This is a genomic window from Atopostipes suicloacalis DSM 15692 (genome assembly GCF_900129085.1).
GTDB lineage: Bacteria > Bacillota > Bacilli > Lactobacillales > Carnobacteriaceae_A > Atopostipes > Atopostipes suicloacalis.
On sequence record NZ_FQUF01000005.1, the window covers coordinates 1 to 17,475 of the forward strand.

At 34.4% G+C, this 17,475-nt stretch carries 19 protein-coding genes and 1 riboswitch; all 19 genes read left to right on the forward strand.

Annotated features, from left to right (window positions below):
- The coding region (locus tag BUB96_RS01840) for a zinc ribbon domain-containing protein (protein WP_143274255.1) at positions 1-200 on the forward strand (200 nt) is incomplete at its 5' end.
- A 93-nt stretch (positions 201-293) separates the two neighbouring features.
- Positions 294-800, forward strand: a complete 507-nt coding sequence (locus BUB96_RS01845; RefSeq protein WP_084136665.1) for a Fur family transcriptional regulator — start codon at positions 294-296, stop codon at positions 798-800.
- Positions 790-1,713 (forward strand): site-specific tyrosine recombinase XerD, encoded by a 924-nt coding sequence (gene xerD, locus BUB96_RS01850; protein WP_234945774.1) that lies wholly within the window; start codon positions 790-792, stop codon positions 1,711-1,713. The genes BUB96_RS01845 and xerD overlap by 11 nt, the downstream gene beginning before the upstream one ends.
- 28 nt (positions 1,714-1,741) lie before the next feature.
- Entirely contained in the window at positions 1,742-2,911 is a 1,170-nt protein-coding gene (gene deoB, locus BUB96_RS01855; RefSeq protein ID WP_073295465.1) for a phosphopentomutase, read from the forward strand.
- Positions 2,912-2,925: 14 nt separating this feature from the next.
- Positions 2,926-3,756, forward strand: a complete 831-nt coding sequence (locus BUB96_RS01860; protein ID WP_073295470.1) for a purine-nucleoside phosphorylase — start codon at positions 2,926-2,928, stop codon at positions 3,754-3,756.
- A gap of 189 nt (positions 3,757-3,945) precedes the next feature.
- The gene (gene lysA, locus BUB96_RS01865) at positions 3,946-5,289 is read left to right on the forward strand and encodes a diaminopimelate decarboxylase (RefSeq protein ID WP_234945775.1); all 1,344 of its coding nucleotides are present in this window, start codon (positions 3,946-3,948) and stop codon (positions 5,287-5,289) included.
- 49 nt (positions 5,290-5,338) lie between these two features.
- Complete coding sequence (locus BUB96_RS01870; RefSeq protein ID WP_073295473.1) at positions 5,339-5,704, forward strand: GNAT family N-acetyltransferase; 366 nt, start codon at positions 5,339-5,341, stop codon at positions 5,702-5,704.
- Between the two features lie 35 nt (positions 5,705-5,739).
- Positions 5,740-6,537 (forward strand): segregation/condensation protein A, encoded by a 798-nt coding sequence (locus BUB96_RS01875; protein WP_073295476.1) that lies wholly within the window; start codon positions 5,740-5,742, stop codon positions 6,535-6,537.
- On the forward strand, positions 6,530-7,117 hold the full coding sequence (gene scpB, locus BUB96_RS01880; RefSeq protein ID WP_073295480.1) for an SMC-Scp complex subunit ScpB: 588 nt from the start codon (positions 6,530-6,532) through the stop codon (positions 7,115-7,117). The genes BUB96_RS01875 and scpB overlap by 8 nt, the downstream gene beginning before the upstream one ends.
- A gap of 33 nt (positions 7,118-7,150) precedes the next feature.
- Positions 7,151-7,870 carry a pseudouridine synthase gene (locus tag BUB96_RS01885; protein WP_073295483.1) on the forward strand — a complete coding sequence of 240 codons (720 nt, stop codon included), beginning with the start codon at positions 7,151-7,153 and terminating at the stop codon, positions 7,868-7,870.
- Between the two features lie 71 nt (positions 7,871-7,941).
- Positions 7,942-8,066: riboswitch (FMN riboswitch) on the forward strand.
- A gap of 153 nt (positions 8,067-8,219) precedes the next feature.
- Positions 8,220-8,822, forward strand: coding sequence for an ECF transporter S component (locus BUB96_RS01890; RefSeq protein WP_073295487.1), 603 nt, complete (start codon positions 8,220-8,222; stop codon positions 8,820-8,822).
- A gap of 117 nt (positions 8,823-8,939) precedes the next feature.
- Positions 8,940-9,998: a helix-turn-helix domain-containing protein gene (locus BUB96_RS01895; RefSeq protein WP_073295492.1), complete on the forward strand. Its 1,059-nt coding sequence runs from the start codon at positions 8,940-8,942 to the stop codon at positions 9,996-9,998.
- On the forward strand, positions 9,995-11,443 hold the full coding sequence (locus tag BUB96_RS01900; RefSeq protein ID WP_073295496.1) for a RecQ family ATP-dependent DNA helicase: 1,449 nt from the start codon (positions 9,995-9,997) through the stop codon (positions 11,441-11,443). The genes BUB96_RS01895 and BUB96_RS01900 overlap by 4 nt, the downstream gene beginning before the upstream one ends.
- A 69-nt stretch (positions 11,444-11,512) precedes the next feature.
- The gene (locus BUB96_RS10445; RefSeq protein ID WP_073295499.1) at positions 11,513-12,133 is read left to right on the forward strand and encodes an SAG1386/EF1546 family surface-associated protein; all 621 of its coding nucleotides are present in this window, start codon (positions 11,513-11,515) and stop codon (positions 12,131-12,133) included.
- Between the two features lie 29 nt (positions 12,134-12,162).
- Entirely contained in the window at positions 12,163-12,843 is a 681-nt protein-coding gene (gene cmk / locus BUB96_RS01910) for a (d)CMP kinase (protein WP_073295503.1), read from the forward strand.
- Between the two features lie 155 nt (positions 12,844-12,998).
- Positions 12,999-14,411: a 30S ribosomal protein S1 gene (gene rpsA, locus BUB96_RS01915; protein ID WP_327020639.1), complete on the forward strand. Its 1,413-nt coding sequence runs from the start codon at positions 12,999-13,001 to the stop codon at positions 14,409-14,411.
- 125 nt (positions 14,412-14,536) lie between these two features.
- Complete coding sequence (gene der / locus BUB96_RS01920) at positions 14,537-15,850, forward strand: ribosome biogenesis GTPase Der (protein ID WP_073295506.1); 1,314 nt, start codon at positions 14,537-14,539, stop codon at positions 15,848-15,850.
- Between the two features lie 193 nt (positions 15,851-16,043).
- Positions 16,044-16,322 (forward strand): HU family DNA-binding protein, encoded by a 279-nt coding sequence (locus BUB96_RS01925; RefSeq protein ID WP_073295509.1) that lies wholly within the window; start codon positions 16,044-16,046, stop codon positions 16,320-16,322.
- Between the two features lie 620 nt (positions 16,323-16,942).
- A complete protein-coding gene (locus tag BUB96_RS01930) occupies positions 16,943-17,299 on the forward strand; it encodes a YrhK family protein (RefSeq protein WP_073295512.1) in 357 nt (118 codons plus the stop codon).
- Positions 17,300-17,475: the final 176 nt, after the last annotated feature.

The following is a 17,475-nucleotide window of genomic DNA, read 5'->3' on the forward strand; positions in this document are numbered from 1 at the left end:
CACGGAATTTCCCGTCCAGTCAACTGTGTTCTGAGTGTGGCTATCAAAATAAAGCCGTTAAGAATCTCACTATTCGTGAATGGAAATGTCCAGAGTGCCATACTCATCAGGACAGGGATATTAACGCAAGCATAAATCTGAAACAGGAAGCCTTAAGAGTTTTAGCTTCCAAGACCGTAGGGACTACGGGGTTAGCCTAATCAAAATCCGACCAGTAGGTTGGAGTTCTTAGGAATCTCCATCTTCAAAATCCAAAGGATTTAAGGTGGAGTAGTTCAAACTAGGGGTATGATATGAATGGGATCAGCAGAATGAAGGAAATTAAAATGACAGAAAATATTAATACAATATATGAAGACATCAACAATAAATTAAAACGATCAGGTTATCGATTAACACCTCAACGCCAGGTCACTGTTGAAACGTTAATTGAAAACAACAATGAATTATTGATTGCTGAAGAAATATTTATTAAAGTCAAAAATAGAAATCCATCTATTGGCTTAGCTACGGTTTATCGTACCTTAGATATGTTACAGGAATTAGATATTGTTAAAAAAATCCCTTATCGCGATGGGATGAGTCGTTTTGATTTAGTAAAAAGTTCTAACGAGTATCAAACATTTTATCTGCTCTGTCAAAATTGTGGGAAAATCGAAGAAATTCAAGAACCTATTTTAACAGATACAGAGAAAAGAATTGAACAAGAATATCGATTTAAAATTATGACTCGACAATTAACCTTTCATGGAATATGCCAAAAGTGCTTGAAAAAAGAAGGGTATCGAAGTGGCGAATAAAAAAATAGATCAAGAACCTTTAGCAGAATATTTAGTTCATATAAAAATCGAAAGAGACTTAGCTGAAAATTCAGTCAAAAGTTATCAAAGAGACATTCAACAATATATTCAGTTTTTGGAAGAACAGGGCATTTATGATTGGAATAAAATTGATCGTTATGATATTATCTTATTTTTACAAAAGCTAAAAGAACAAGGTAAATCTGATAATTCTATTATTCGAATGACATCTAGTCTACGTCAATACCACCAATTTATTCGGCAAGAAAAGATTACAAAAAATGATCCCATGCAATATGTAGAAACTCCCAAAAAAGCAGAAGTTCTACCGAAAGTATTGTCGTTAAATGAGGTTGAACAATTATTAGAAACCCCAGATGTTGAAACCTTTATTGGTTTGCGAGATCGAGCAATTCTTGAAGTCATGTATGCATCCGGTCTTCGTATTTCAGAATTGGTTCATTTGCGAATGGACGAATTGCATTTAACTATGGGCTTTATTCAAACGGTTGGGAAGGGAAATAAGGAGCGAATTATTCCAATTGGAGATGAAGCTAAAAATTGGCTCAATGAATATCTTGAAGATAGTCGCCCTATATTTGCAAGTAAGGTTTCAGAAGAATCACCATTTGTGTTTTTAAATGCGCGTGGTAGAGGATTAACTCGTCAAGGGGTTTGGAAAAATTTAAAACAGATTGTTCAAAAAGCTGGGATCAAGCAAAATGTCACTCCTCATATGTTGCGACATTCTTTCGCAACGCATTTATTAGAAAATGGTGCAGATTTGCGAATTGTTCAAGAATTATTAGGTCATTCAGATATATCAACGACCCAAATCTATACCCATATTACGAAGACCCGCATGAGAAATGTATATGAACAGTATCACCCTAGAGCTTTAAAGGAAGACTAAAAATATAAATTGAAAAGGTGGAAAAAATATGTATAAAAGAATTCATCTCGTCGTTTTAGATTCTGTAGGAATTGGAGAAGCTCCAGATGCGAAAGAATTTGGCGACGAAGGAGCAAACACATTGGGACATATTGCAGAAGTTGCAGGACTATCTGTGCCTAATATGCAAAAAATGGGATTAGGAAATATTGCTCCCTTAACAGGCATTGATCCAGTAGAAACTCCAAAAGCGTATTATACGAAATTAGAAGAACAATCTGTAGGTAAAGATACAATGACCGGTCACTGGGAAATTTCTGGCTTACGTATTGATACACCTTTTCGTGTTTTCCCAAATGGATTTCCAGAAGAGCTCATCCAGCAAATTGAAGACCATACTGGCCGGAAGGTAGTTGCTAATAAACCAGCTTCAGGAACAGCTATCATTGACGAATATGGAAAACATCAAATGGAGACAGGAGATCTGATTGTTTATACTTCAGCAGATCCTGTTTTACAAATTGCAGCACATGAAGAAATTATACCGATTGAAGAACTATATGAAATTTGTGAGTATGTCCGAGAAATAACTAAAGATGAACCTTACATGATAGGTCGTATTATTGCCCGTCCTTATGTCGGTCAGCCAGGAAACTTTACCCGTACAAGTAATCGTCATGACTACGCCTTAGATCCTTTTGGAGAAACTATGTTGGATCATTTACAAGAATCCAATTATGATGTGATTGGGGTTGGGAAAATACATGATATTTTCAATGGGCAAGGGCTCACCGATTATGTTCGCACAGAATCAAATATGGATGGCGTCGATAAATTATTAAAACGAATAAAAAATGAAGATTTTACAGGACTTAGCTTTACCAACTTAGTTGATTTTGATGCTTTATATGGTCATCGTAGAAATCCTGAAGGGTATCGCGATGCTTTAGAAGATTTTGATCAACGTCTTCCAGAACTATTAGAAGCTCTCCATGAAGATGATTTGTTAATGATCACTGCGGACCATGGAAATGATCCGATCCATGAAGGGACGGATCATACTAGAGAATTTGTTCCTTTGTTGGTCTATAATAAAAACTTTGAAACGTCTGGTCCACTTGACCAAGGATATTTTGCAGATATATCTGCAACAATTTTAGAAAATTTTGAGTTAAAACCGATGGAAAATGGTTCAAGCTTTTTAAATCAATTAAAATAAATGGAGGATTCCATATGGAAGAAATGCAGAAGAATGTCTTTACAAAAGCTAGAGAAGCAACAACTTATATAGAAGAAAAAGGTGTAAATCGAGTGGATGTGGGTCTGATTTTGGGCTCAGGATTAGGGGAATTAGCGGATGAAATTGAAAATCCTATTGTGATTCCTTATGAGGAAATCCCATCTTTTCCAGTTTCAACTGTTGCAGGACACGCTGGGCAATTAGTCTACGGGACGTTAGGAGATAAACAAGTTCTTGCTTTACAAGGACGTTTCCATTATTACGAAGGCTACGAGATGAATGAAGTAACTTTCCCAGTGCGTGTGATGAGCATGTTAGGCACTAAATCTTTAATTGTTACTAACGCAGCTGGAGGAGTTAATAAAAACTTCACTCCTGGCGATTTGATGTTGATTACAGATCATATTAATTCATTTGGAACAAACCCATTAATAGGACCAAATGATGATAAATACGGGCCTCGTTTTCCAGACTTAACTCAAGCGTATGATTTAGAATATCAACAATTAGTTAAAGAGGTTGCTTCTGAGCTAAATCTTACTTTACAAGAAGGAACGTATTATGGAACGACTGGTCCTACATACGAAACTCCAGCTGAAGTCCGTATGATTCAAACGGTTGGAGGAGATGCTGTAGGGATGTCGACTGTTCCTGAAGTAATTGTCGCTCGTCATGCAGGTATGCGTGTAATCGGAATTAGTTGTATTTCAAATCTTGCTGCTGGCATGGGAGAAGAATTGAACCATGAAGACGTCATAGCGATTACGACGAAAATTCGTTCATCTTTTAAACAACTTATTATCAATATTTTACAGAGAGTCTAATTTAAAAATAAAAAGCAATTTATTTTAAGGGGAGAAAGATGTCCTGAATAAATTGCTTTTTTTATTCGAAATATAAACTCAGAAATTTCATCTTTTTCAAGAGTAGACTTGATATTTACTCGGGTTTGTACTTATAATGGTAAATCGTGTATAATACTATATTGTAACTTAATGAAAAGAGGGCTAAGTTTGGGAAACAAAGATGAATTAGCAAAATTTACAGCTAGAGACACGATCCATATTAATGCTCGGAATCATTTAGAAATAGCAGGTGTAGATACCATTGAGTTGACTAAAAAATATGGAACACCTCTAGTGATATATGATATCCAGACAGTTCGAAAAAACATTCGCGAATTAAAAGAGGGGCTTGCAGATTACAAAGGGCAAACAGAAATTTCTTATGCAAGTAAAGCCTTTTCTTCTGTAGCCTTCTATCAAATTATCCATCAGGAAAACATATCAATTGATGTGGTTTCAGGAGGAGAACTCTATCTTGCAAAACAAGCTGGTTTTCCAGCGAAAAAGATAAATTTTCATGGAAATAATAAATCCTTACAAGAACTGACCGATGCACTAGACTATAATATAGGAAATATCATTGTTGATAATTTTCATGAATTAGAAATATTAAAACAGTTAACAGAACAGCGTCAACAAATGACAAATATTCTATTAAGAATTACCCCAGGAGTTTCTGCAGACACTCACCAATACATTATGACAGGCCAAGCTGATTCGAAATTTGGATTTGATCTCCAAAATGGACAGGCAGAAAAAGCTTTAGCAGAAGCTTTAGATGCCTCGTATTTAAATGTAGCAGGTTTACATATGCATATTGGTTCGCAAATTTTTGATACAGAAAGTTATACGGTATCTATGCATCAGATTCTAAACCATGTAAATAAGTGGCAGAATAAATATGATTTTCAACTAAAAGTCTTTAATATGGGAGGCGGCTTTGGGGTTCAGCATACCGTTGAAGAGGCAGAAAATTCGCCTGAAAATCAATTAAAAATGATTAGCCAGCAGTTTATGAATTTATTAGATGAATATGGCATGCCTTATCCAGAATTATGGATAGAACCAGGACGTAGTATTGTAGGAGAAGCCGGTTCAACGATTTATGAAATAGGCAGTCAAAAGAAATTACCCAATATACGTCATTACGTCTCAATTAATGGGGGGATGAGTGACAATATTCGACCAGCATTTTATGATGCTAAGTACACTGGTTTTGTCGCGAATCGAATGAATGACGAAGCAAACACAACGGTTTCCATTGCGGGTAAAGCCTGTGAATCAGGGGATATGCTAATCTTTGATTTACCTTTACCTGAAGTAGAAGCAGGAGATTTATTAGCGGTCATTAATACTGGAGATTATACTTTTGCGATGGCGAGTAATTATAATCGAATTCCACGTCCGGCTGTTGTGTTTGTCGAAGAGGGCAAAGATTTCTTAGCTATCCGTCGAGAAACGCCAGAAGACTTTATGCGATTTGAAAATGGCTTACCTGAGTATAATAATTGACAATAAAATAAATAGTAAGATTTATGAATCGTCAGTTAGGAGGGATTAAATGCTTGTTTCATTTAATAGTGATTATGAGAAAATTACAATGGGTTTATTTTCTTATATTTCTGATCTAAAAGATCCATCACGATTAGAAGAAGAGCTTAATTGGTATAATGCACAAGATAATCGTCAAATTTATCTGTGGCAAAGCGAAGAAACAGAAAATTTGATAGGTTTAATAGGGGTTGAAGAGGAAGAAGATATTGTTTTATTAAGACATATTGCAGTAGACCCATCGTTTAGAAATGAAGGATTAACTTATCGAATGCTGGATGAATTACAAAAGAAATATGATTCAAAAAATATTGTCGCTACGCTTGATACAGCCACAGTAATCTCCAAATGGCAAAAAAGACTCACAGATAAATAAAATTTTAAAAATGGGATATGGAAGAGAGGGATAAGATGAGTGAAGATATTCATTCGGAAGATAAATTACAAATAGAATTAGATAATTTTGAAGGCCCTCTAGATTTATTGCTTCATTTAATAAATCAATTAGAAATTGATATTTATGATATCCCGATTGCAAAAATTACGGATCAATATATGCGCTATTTGGAACATATGAAAGCTGAACAAATAGATGTCGCCAGTGAATATTTTGTAATGGCGGCTACATTAATGCGGATTAAAAGCGAAATGCTTGTTCCTCGAAATGAAAATCAAGCAGATTTAGAAGAAGATTTTTATGAAGAGGATGACCCGAGAAAACCTTTGATGGAATTGCTTCTTGAATACAAGCAAATCAAAGAAATTATTCCTGAATTCGAAGAGCGACAAACAGATCGGGCTGATTATTTTGGAAAGGATCCCTCAAATATTTCAGACTATAGTCAAACAATTGAATTGAAAGATCAGGGCTTAGAGGTATCTGATTTATCCACCATTTTTTTAGAAGTTTTGCAAAGACATGAATTACAAACCCCTCAACCAACAACAATTGAAACAGATGAAGTAACGGTTGTTGAAAAAATGAAGGATATTCACAGTAGAATTCTAACAAATGGCAACTATAAAGTACGATTTTCAGAACTTCTGCTGAAAACAACCAGGCAAGAAATTGTAGTCACCTTTCTTGCAATGTTGGAGCTGATTAAAGACCATCGGATATTTGTTGAACAAGATTCCATTCAATCAGATATTTCGATATCTATTGTTGAAGAAAATGAAGGACTAGAAAAGCAGGGATCAAATGAATGATATAGCAATAATTGAGGCATTATTATTTGTTGCGGGAGATGATGGTTTGTCTTTGGAGGAACTCGCTAAACTAACAGACAATCCATTAGATGTCATAGCGGCTAAGATACAAACTATTGCGGAAAAATATGATGCTGATGAAACAAGTGGCCTGAAAATTATTGAAACAGCCAATACTTATCAGATTGTTACAAAAAGAGAAGTGGCAGAGTATATTAAAAGGTATGCTCAATCTCCCTTTTCACAATTACTTAGCCGTCCTTTGTTGGAGACACTAGCTATTATTGCTTACAAGCAGCCAATTACTCGGGTTGAAATAGAAGAAATCCGAGGAGTGCAAGTGACGGGTAACTTACAAAAATTACGTTCCCGACAATTAATTGAGGAAGTAGGACGTCTAGATAGACCTGGAAAACCCTTATTGTATGGAACCACTGCTTTCTTTTTAGATTACTTTGGAATTAATTCAATCGAAGAATTACCTCCTCTGGCGGAAGAAAATAGTGATCAAGAAATGACGGATTTATTCTTTAAGAACTTTCAACAATCTTTTGATGATATTGAACAAGAAAATTTTTAACATTAAAATAACTTAAAAAAGGAGGCTGATGAAATGGAACGCTTACAAAAAGTAATGGCACATGCGGGGGTTGCTTCTCGTCGAAAGTCTGAAGAAATTATTGAACAAGGCCGCGTTAAAGTGAATGGTGAAGTCGTTAAAGAATTAGGAACAAAAGTTTCAAAAAACGATTCAATTACCGTCGACGATGTTCTTATTGAACGCGAACAATATGTCTATGTTCTATTAAATAAACCACGAGAAACAATTTCTACGACGGATGATCCCAAAAATCGGGAGACAGTTGTTGAGCTGATTCAAGGCGTTGAAGAACGTATTTATCCTGTCGGTAGATTGGATTGGGATACAACGGGAGCTTTATTATTAACAAATGATGGAGAACTCTCCCATAAATTAACTCACCCAAGTTTTGAATTTCCAAAAACCTATGTCGTAAAGACAAAAGGACGTATCACTAAAAAGTTAGGAAACGAACTTGCTCAAGGGGTTATGCTAGATGGACAAAAAACAGCACCTGCTAAAGTAAATATTTTGAGTTATGACCGACCATCAGATACAACGATAGCTCGAATTACACTTCACGAAGGTAGAAACCATCAAGTAAAGAATATGTTTGAAAGTATTGGGCATCCAGTAGAAAAGTTAACACGAGAGCGTTTTGGGTTTCTTTCTACAGATGGTTTGCAATCTGGAGAATGGCGCTTTTTAACTCCTCACGAAGTAAAACAACTTGAACAAATGGTTAATGACTAAAAGAATGAGGATATATTCTAAATACTTGCAAAACATTAAAAAAAAGATATAATAGATTTAAATAAAAAACGATTCGTCTTCAGGGGCAGGGTGTAAATCCCGACCGGTGGTAAAGTCCACGACCTGTATTTAAACGTACAGCTGAACTGGTGTAAATCCAGTACCGACAGTATAGTCTGGAATGAAGAAGATGGAGCTTTATACGTTTGTGCTTTTAATGTACATTTGTAGCTCTATTTATTATCCTGTAGATAATAAATGGAGTTTTTTTATTAGCTCTACCTCAATAGATGAATCCTTTTTAATTCAAACTGATTTTTAATCAGTAAAAATTATAGGAGGATTTTCAATGATTGAACAAAGAACGAAGAAGGTAACAATGATTGGTATATTGGCAGCTGTAGCGTGGGTGATCTCTCAATTTTCTTTTCCAATATTGTATTGGGCGCCATTTTTAAAAATTGACTTTAGTGATATCCCTATTTTATTAGGAATGTATGTTTTTGGTCCCCTTTCTGGTGTCGCCATTGCAGCCATCCGATCTTTACTTTCATATATTACCTCTGGAGGGGAAGCAGGCTTTCCAATCGGAGATACAACAGCTTTTATTGGTACATTATCTCTAACACTTCCGATATATTATGCGATTAAAAATAAAGGTTCAAACAAGAAAAAATCTATTTTAGCTGGAAGTATAGCAACAGTATCTTTAACGATAACGATGACTATTCTTAATTGGTTAGTTGTTGCTCCTTTATATATGAAAGTGATGGGATTTAGTGTAGGACCCATGCGTGAATATCTAACGCTTTCTGTTATTCCATTTAACCTGGTTAAAGGAATACTCGTTTCGCTTATATTCTTCATCGTATTTTATCAAATACAGGGTTATTTAAATAAGCTAAAAAATAAAAATAATCCAATTGATTTAAATATTTCAGAAATAAAATAATCAACGATTAAGAAGACTGGCTACCTTAGCTGGTCTTTTTTGTTTGGTTTTGATGTTGGTATTCCTGCTTGAGTGTTGTAAAATAAATGAAAGAATCATAAGAAAGAGGGAGAGGACTTGAAAGACAATTATTTATTCTATTATATATTAAGTTATTTTGATTTAGAAAACGTGGTCACTCTCTCGCAAATTCTTCATGTGTTTCATGCGAAAAGAACACCTTCCATGTTTTATTTGGTAGAGATTAATGATTGGCACCATGGTTTTTCTCTCGCACAACAAATGACACGAGAATACCTATCAAAAATCATTCAAAAGCTTTTAAATCAAGAATATCTTGTCGAAGAGGGAAAGGGTTATCTTTTAACTAATAAGGGACAAATAGTTTGCGAGGAATATTTTAATGAACATTACTATCCCAAAAAAATAGAAAGTTTTACCTATACGAATGTTAGGGCACCTTTCTGGAATAGTTATCAATTGTTGACACAGGTTTTTTCTGAACTTAGCTATCAGAACAATAAATATATTCCCATTGTTAAACATCCTTCTCATCAAGAAAATGTTCGACAATTGTTCCAACCGTTTCAGTCAAATAAAAAGAAACTTTTAGGCCATTGGTTCAAAGAACAAGAATTTTTATTCAATCAAATGGATGAAAATTCTGCAGATGTATTAGCTAACCAACTTACAGGCCATGAATTTATCGGTAAGACAAGAATGCAGCTCTCGCAAAATTATGAAATGACAGCTCTTGAATTCGATTTTTATTTTAAAGATATATTAGAAGAGGCTTTACAAATCATCTATACAAATAAAAAAGATTTTCCTTTAAATAATGAAATACTAAAAAAACTTCATCAAGAAACTCATTATGGACTTTCAGCAAGTACCTACGAAACCTACAAGTTATTGGAAAAAGGAAGGACTATCATGGCGATTGCGAACCAAAGAGCTATCAAAGAAAATACTGTAAGAGAACATATCTTAGAAATAGCCTTTGTTTTTGAATCTTTTCCATATAAAGCATTTATTCCTTCAAATATTTATGAAAAACTCCATCAAGGATTTGATCAAGGAGAAAATTTTACTTATCAAGAGGCGATGAACGGAATTGAACAATTGGAATTTATGCATTATCGATTAGTGGAATTAGAAAGGATGCGATTGAAATGAGTACTCAAATAATGCAAATTTTGCATGAAAAATTTGCATACTCATCCTTTCGAACAGGACAAAGAGAAGCGATAGAATCTGTTTTAGATAAAAAGGATACATTAGTAATGCTACCCACCGGCTCTGGGAAATCATTATGTTATCAACTACCTACCTACTTAACAGATGGGGTCACATTAATTATTTCACCGCTACTTTCTTTAATGCAAGATCAAGTCGAACAGCTTCATTTAAGGGGAGAAAAAAGGGCGGTTGCTTTAAATAGTCTCACTTCTTTTTCTGAGAGAAAACGAATTTTTAGACAAATCAAGCAGTATAAATTTATTTATACTTCCCCGGAAATGTTGCAAAATCAGCAAGTTCTTGAGGTTTTGAAAAAAGCTCATATCCAGTTATTTGTTGTAGATGAAGCGCATTGTATTTCTCATTGGGGAACAGATTTTAGACCAGATTATTTAGCTTTGGCTAATATTCGAAAAAGTCTAGGTTCTCCTACGACTATGGCTTTAACAGCGACGGCTACAAAGCAAGTCAGAGATGAAATTATTCATTTTTTAGGATTAGATATTAAAGAGACAAATCAAATCATTGAGTCCGTTGATCGAAAAGAAATTAAATTTTTTGTGGAAATTTGTGAAGGAAATAAAAACGAAAAGTTAATTGAAATAGTAAAGAAAATGACCGGTGCTGGGATTATTTATTTTACAAGTAAAAAAATGGCGGATGAATGGGCAAATAATTTAAGTAATGAATATGGGCTCAGAGCAAGCAGTTATCATTCGGACTTAGAAGCAGATGATAAAATAAAAATCCAACAACAATTCTTAAATAATGATTTACAAATTATTTGCGCAACAAGTGCATTTGGAATGGGATTTAATAAAAAAGATATACGTTTTATCATTCACTACCATCTTCCAAGTTCCCCTGAAATGTACCTACAAGAAGTAGGGCGTGCTAGTCGAGATGGCAAACTAGGGTTAGCTATTTTATTGTACCAGCCTGGGGATGAATATATTCAACAACGATTCATTGAAACATCCCTACCTTCCAAAGAGATTCTGACTGCTGTTTATAAAAGAAAACAAACACAATTATCGGAGTCGGATGCTATGGTTAAACTTGCCTATTATTTTAAAGAAACTTCAATAAATTTAAACGATGCCCTGCAAGCTATTGAAAAAAGAAAGAAAATAAAATATCAACAACTTTCTTTTATGATGCAATATGTATATCAAGAGGATTGCAAACGGAGTTATTTATTGAACTATTTTTGTGAGAATAAAAAAAGTTCCCTTAATGAATGTTGTTCAAGTTGCGGTTTAGATCAAGAGGAATTGATCGCTAAATTAAATAAGATGACTCAATCTTACAAAGAAGAAGAAGCAAGAAAGAGAGTTTTACCTTGGAAAGAAGTCTATAACAATTTGTACAATAATCTTTAATAATGAGTAACGACTCATTAAAATATATGCTACAATGATATAGATAGCACAGATGGAAGGAAGAAGCTTATGAGTAAAAGAAACCGGTCATCAGATGAGAAAATTTGGTCTAAACAGTTTAGCGAAGACTATGATGATTTAGAATACGTTTCAAGAAGTGAACGTTCTAGAAGTGAAAAAAATCGGAATAATGATGGGGTTTCACCCATGCTAACAGGAACAGTGATATTCCTTGCCTTACTTATTCTTGCAATGATTTTTTATTATCTTTGGTACTCAAATCGACCAATTGAAGAGCAAAAAGTTTCAAAAGATTCTGATGTTGAAAATGTAATAGATATGAGTAAAGAAGAAAAAGAGGAAGAACCTGAAGAAGAACCCGAAAAAGAAGAAGAACCGGAGCCAGAGCCTGAACCGGAGCCAGAGCCCGAACCAGAACCAGAACCTGAGCCTGAACCAGAGCCAGAGCCTGAACCAGAGCCCGAACCAGAACCAGAGCCGGCACCGGAGCCCGAACCGGAACCCGAACCAGAAGTTCCAGTAGAAAGTGGCTCGACTTATACCGTTCAAGCTGGAGATAATATGTATCGGATTGCACTAAATCATGGGATGACTACGGATGAATTAATGGCATTAAATAATTTGTCTAGCGAAACAGTTTATGAGGGCCAAGTTCTAAAAGTAAAATAAAAGTTGACTAAATAAAGGTAGGATAAATATTGAAGGATAATAGAATACAAATTGCAATTGATGGTCCCGCCTCTTCAGGGAAAAGCACTATTGCAAAATTATTAGCGGACAAGTATCATCTTGTCTATGTCGATACAGGCGCCATGTATCGAACATTGACCTATTTAGCATTAAAAAATAATATAAACATAGATAATGAACGAGATCTTACAGCGCTTTTAAAAGAAATAAAGATTACATTTAAACGAAAACAAGATGGACAAGATGTCTTCGCAAATGGAGAAAATATTACAGATAAAATTAGACAACATAACGTAACAAATAATGTGTCGATTGTTTCTTCATTTCCAAAAGTTCGTGAAGAGTTGGTCCGCAGACAACAAGCACTAGCAGAAAAATCGGATGTAGTAATGGACGGAAGAGATATTGGAACCGTCGTATTACCAAATGCGGATGTCAAGATTTTTCTTATAGCAAGTGTTGAAGAACGTGCAGAACGCCGTTATTTAGAAAATCAACAAAAAGGGATAGAAACAGATTTTGCACGCTTAAAAGAAGAAATCGTTGCCCGGGATGAATATGATTCAAATCGAAAAGAATCCCCTTTAAAGCAAGCTGAAGATGCAATTTGTGTAGATACGACAGGTTTATCTATTTCAGAAGTTGTAAATAAATGTATGGAATTAATCAATAAAAAAATAAAAAATTAATATATATATGAATATTTTTAGCTATATTTATATAAAAATGACAACAAAATGAGAGATGTCTGTTTTAATTAATCGAAAATGTAGTTTTATCATGTAATATATAGTAGAATATGTTAAGATGTATATATTGATTGGTATTGGGAGGCACAGGAAATATGTCAGAAAAAGAAAACAAAGATTTAGAAGTAAATGGTGAAGTTGAAGAGACTATGGATGATACAGTAGAAACTGAAGAAACTGAAGAAACTGTAGAAGACACACCTGAAGAAGTTGTAGAAGATACAACTGAGGAAACTGAAGAAACATCAGAAGACATGCCAGATGAAGATAATGATATGGAAAGTATGTCTGAAGCTCTAGATGCATCAGTAGAAATTAAACCTGGTGACATTGTTGAAGGAGTTGTTTTAGCTTTTGATGAAGATAAAAATGTTATCGTAGGACTTGATACAGGGCATGAAGGATATATTCCAATCCGTGAACTATCTACTAGCCGTGTAGAAGACCCTTCAGAAGAAGTGGAAGTAAACGATAAAATTCGTGTAACAGTTCTTCGTGTAGTAAGCGACAAAGAACAAGGTAGCTACATTTTATCAAAAAAACGTGTAGACCAACGTGAAGTTTGGAACGAACTACAAGAAAAATTTGACAATGGTGAAACAGTTGAAGCTGAAGTAAACCGTGTGGTCAAAGGTGGAGTTACCGTTGATTTAGGTGTGCGTGGTTTTGTACCAGCATCACAATTAGATACTCGTTTTGTTCGTGATTTATCTCAATTTGAAGGCAATACGTATGAATTTAAAATCATCGAAATTGACCCTCAAAACAGACAACTTATTTTATCACGTCGTGAGTTGTTAGAATCTGAAGAAGAAGACAAACGTGCTCAAGCATTAGAAAATCTTGAAGAAGGAAGCACAGTTACAGGTACAGTCGTACGTCTAACAAACTTTGGTGCTTTCGTTGATTTAGGTGGAATTGATGGCTTAGTACATATTTCAGAAATCGCACATGAACATATTGATCATCCAGAAGATAAACTTTCTGTTGGCGATGAAATTGAAGTTAAAGTATTAAGTGTGGATAAAGAACGTGAACGCGTTTCATTATCTATCAAAGATTTACTCTTAGGTCCTTGGGATACTGTGGATGAAGAATTCCCAGCAGGTTCGGTTACAACAGGTATAGTCAAACGAATTGTTGACTTTGGTGCATTTGTTGAATTAAAACCTGGTGTTGAAGGCTTAGTTCACATTTCAGAAATGGCACACCGTCATGTTGAAACACCACATGAGGTTGTTAGCGAAGATGAAGAAGTTGAAGTTAAAGTATTAAACGTTGATCAAGAAGAACAACGTGTATCTTTAAGTATCAAAGCTTTAGAAGAAGCACCTGAAAGAGATGAACAAGAACAACCAGCTACTCAAAAACCAAAGCGTAAAGAACCTCGTCAATCTGTTCGTCAACCTTCACTAAGAGATGACGATGATGATTCGGCATTTACAATTGGTGACCAATTAGGAGACCAATTAAAAGGATTATTCGAAGACGATGAAGACGAAGAATAATTTACGTTAGGATTTTTTGAATATAATTAAAAGCACCCAACTTATTGGAATAGCCAAAAAAGTTGGGTGTCTATTATTGTATAGGAACAAATGATCATTAAAATTAAAAGAAAGATGGTGAAAAAATGTCAAAACCTATTGTAGCCATAGTGGGTCGCCCAAATATTGGGAAATCGACCATTTTTAATCGAATTGTCGGAGAAAGGATCTCCATCGTTGAAGATGATCCTGGAGTGACTAGAGACCGTATTTATGGGCAAACAGAATGGTTAGGAAAAGAGTTCTCGCTTATTGATACAGGAGGGATAACTCTTGAGGATTATCCTCTAGATGTCGAGATTAGAAGCCAAGCAGAGATAGCGATTGAAGAAGCGGATGTTATTGTTTTTATGGTAGATATCCGTAGTGGGATTACTTCTTTAGATGAAAATATTGCTAAAATATTATACCGATCCAATAAACCGGTTGTTTTAGCGTTAAATAAAGCAGATAACCCGGAACAACGCGAACGATTTTATGAGTTCTATTCATTAGGCTTAGGAGATCCTTTTCCAATTTCTGGTTCACACGGCCTAGGGTTAGGTGATTTACTGGATGAGGTTGTCTCACATTTCGAGGATGATTCTTTAAGTATATATGATGATTCGATTATTAAATTTAGTTTAATTGGACGCCCAAATGTTGGGAAATCTAGTTTAGTGAACAAAATTTTAGGTGAGCAGCGAGTGATTGTATCGGATATTGAAGGAACTACCCGTGATGCTATTGACACCCCCTTTGTAGATGAAGAAGGGCAAGAATATGTCATTATAGATACGGCTGGAATTCGCAAGAGTGGTCGTGTTTATGAAAATACAGAAAAATATAGCGTTTTAAGGGCCCTTAGTGCCATTGAGCGTTCGGATGTAGTCCTTTGTGTGATTAACGCAGAAGAAGGGATTAGAGAGCAAGATTCACGTGTTTTCAGTCATGCTCATGACGAAGGTAAAAGTATTATTCTCTTAGTTAATAAATGGGACGCAATTGAAAAAGATACTCATACTATGCAAGAGTTCGAACAAGATATCCGTACGCGATTTAGATTTTTAGACTATGCGCCTATTTTATTTGTCTCGGCTGAAACTGGGGAAAGGTTACAAAAGCTGCCTGAGTTGATTAAAAAGATCTATGAGAGCCGTATGCAACGCGTACAGTCTTCAATATTGAATGATGTCTTAATGGATGCTTTGGCGATGAATCCAACGCCTACAGTTAATAATAAACGATTAAAAGTCTTTTATATGACACAAGTAGCAGTGGGTCCACCGACTTTTATTGTTTTTGTAAATGATACGGAATTATTGCATTTTTCTTATCAGCGGTTTTTAGAAAATCAATTGCGTAAAAACTTTGATTTCCAAGGAACCCCAATTAAGATAATTCCTAGAAAAAGATCTTAAAATTATTGAATAAAAATATGATTATTTTATTATTTTTATTCAAAAAAGATTGCAGTTATAAGGGTTATGTGTTATCTTTTAAAATGAAATGTCTAAGTAATTGACAATTTCACCTATTTATTCTCAATAATGGGATTATAAAAGTGGAAGCTAGTATTATGCTAGAAGAAACTTTTTCGGGAGGTGTAGAATTATGGCAAATAAAGCAGATTTAATTGAGGGCGTTGTTACAAAAACAGATTTAACTAAAAAAGATGCAACTGCCGCAGTTGAAGCTCTTTTTGACGTCGTAACAGAAACTTTAGCAGATGGTGAACGTGTACAAGTTATCGGTTTCGGTAGCTTTGAAGTTCGTGATCGTGCTGCTCGTAAAGGACGTAATCCTCAAACAGGGGACGAAATTGAGATTCCTGCAACAAAAGTTCCAGCATTTAAAGCTGGTAAAGGATTAAAAGACGCAGTTAAAAACTAAACACTGTATTTTTTAATAAACATATGCAATATTTCATTGCGAAATAACCGATTGTTCCTGCTTTAACGCAGAAACAATCGGTTTTTTAGTTTTACTGGTGGCTAAACTGTTTTGAGACCAATATTTCAAATTTATTGGTGCGTAATCGTTTTTGGCACCAGTATTTTAATTTTATTGGTGCGTAATCGTTTTTGGCACCAGTATTTTATTTTTATTGGTGCGTAATCGTTTTTGGCACCAGTATTTTAATTTTATTGGTGCGTAATCGTTTTTGGCACCAGTATTTTAATTTTACTGGTGCGTAATTGATTTAGGCACCAGTATTTTAGTTTTATTGGTGCGTAATTGATTTAGGCACCAGTATTTTAGTTTTATTGGTGCGTAATTGATTTAGGCACTAGTATTTCACATTTATGGATGCGTAACTGATTTAAAACAATGACATCGGTTTATTAGCATTCAATTTATTTTATATCGTTAAACTTATATTTCATCGTAGTTAGAAATTTCGACAAAATGATAATTTTAAATGAATGCAATATATTTTATTATGTACTAAAATAAAATAAGAGTAGAGAGGGTTTTCATCGGAAGAATCATACTAAAAAGGAAAGGGAATCATGGCTAAATTAAAAAGAAAAAAATTTAAGCGATCAACAGGAGTTAAACATGACATTATTATAAAGATTGGTAATTTTGAATTGTATTTTGAAAATATCTATTCCATCTATTCTTTAATTAACGATCTGCTTATTGGTATTTTATTTATTGGTGGTAGCTTGGTTAGTCTATTAGATGGACCAGCTCTACTTGGACAAATTCTATACTTTATTGGCTCGATTGCTTTGATTTTGCGTCCCTTAATTAAAATTATTCAAAATACTCATGTGTACAGGCAACGTAATGAAGATAAAAAATCTCAAATAGAAGAAGAAATATCCAAAAAAATAAAAGAAGAAGAAAAAGAAGAAGAATGAGAAGAATTATTTTTTGTCTCCACAAAACTTTTTACGACTAATGAATGCTGATGACTCTTTTTAATTCATCAGCATTTTTTTAATTGTGCTCCCGCCCTTATTCATAATCAAAAACAAAATCAAAAGCATAATCATAATCAATTCATATTCATATTCATAGTCATAATCATAATCAA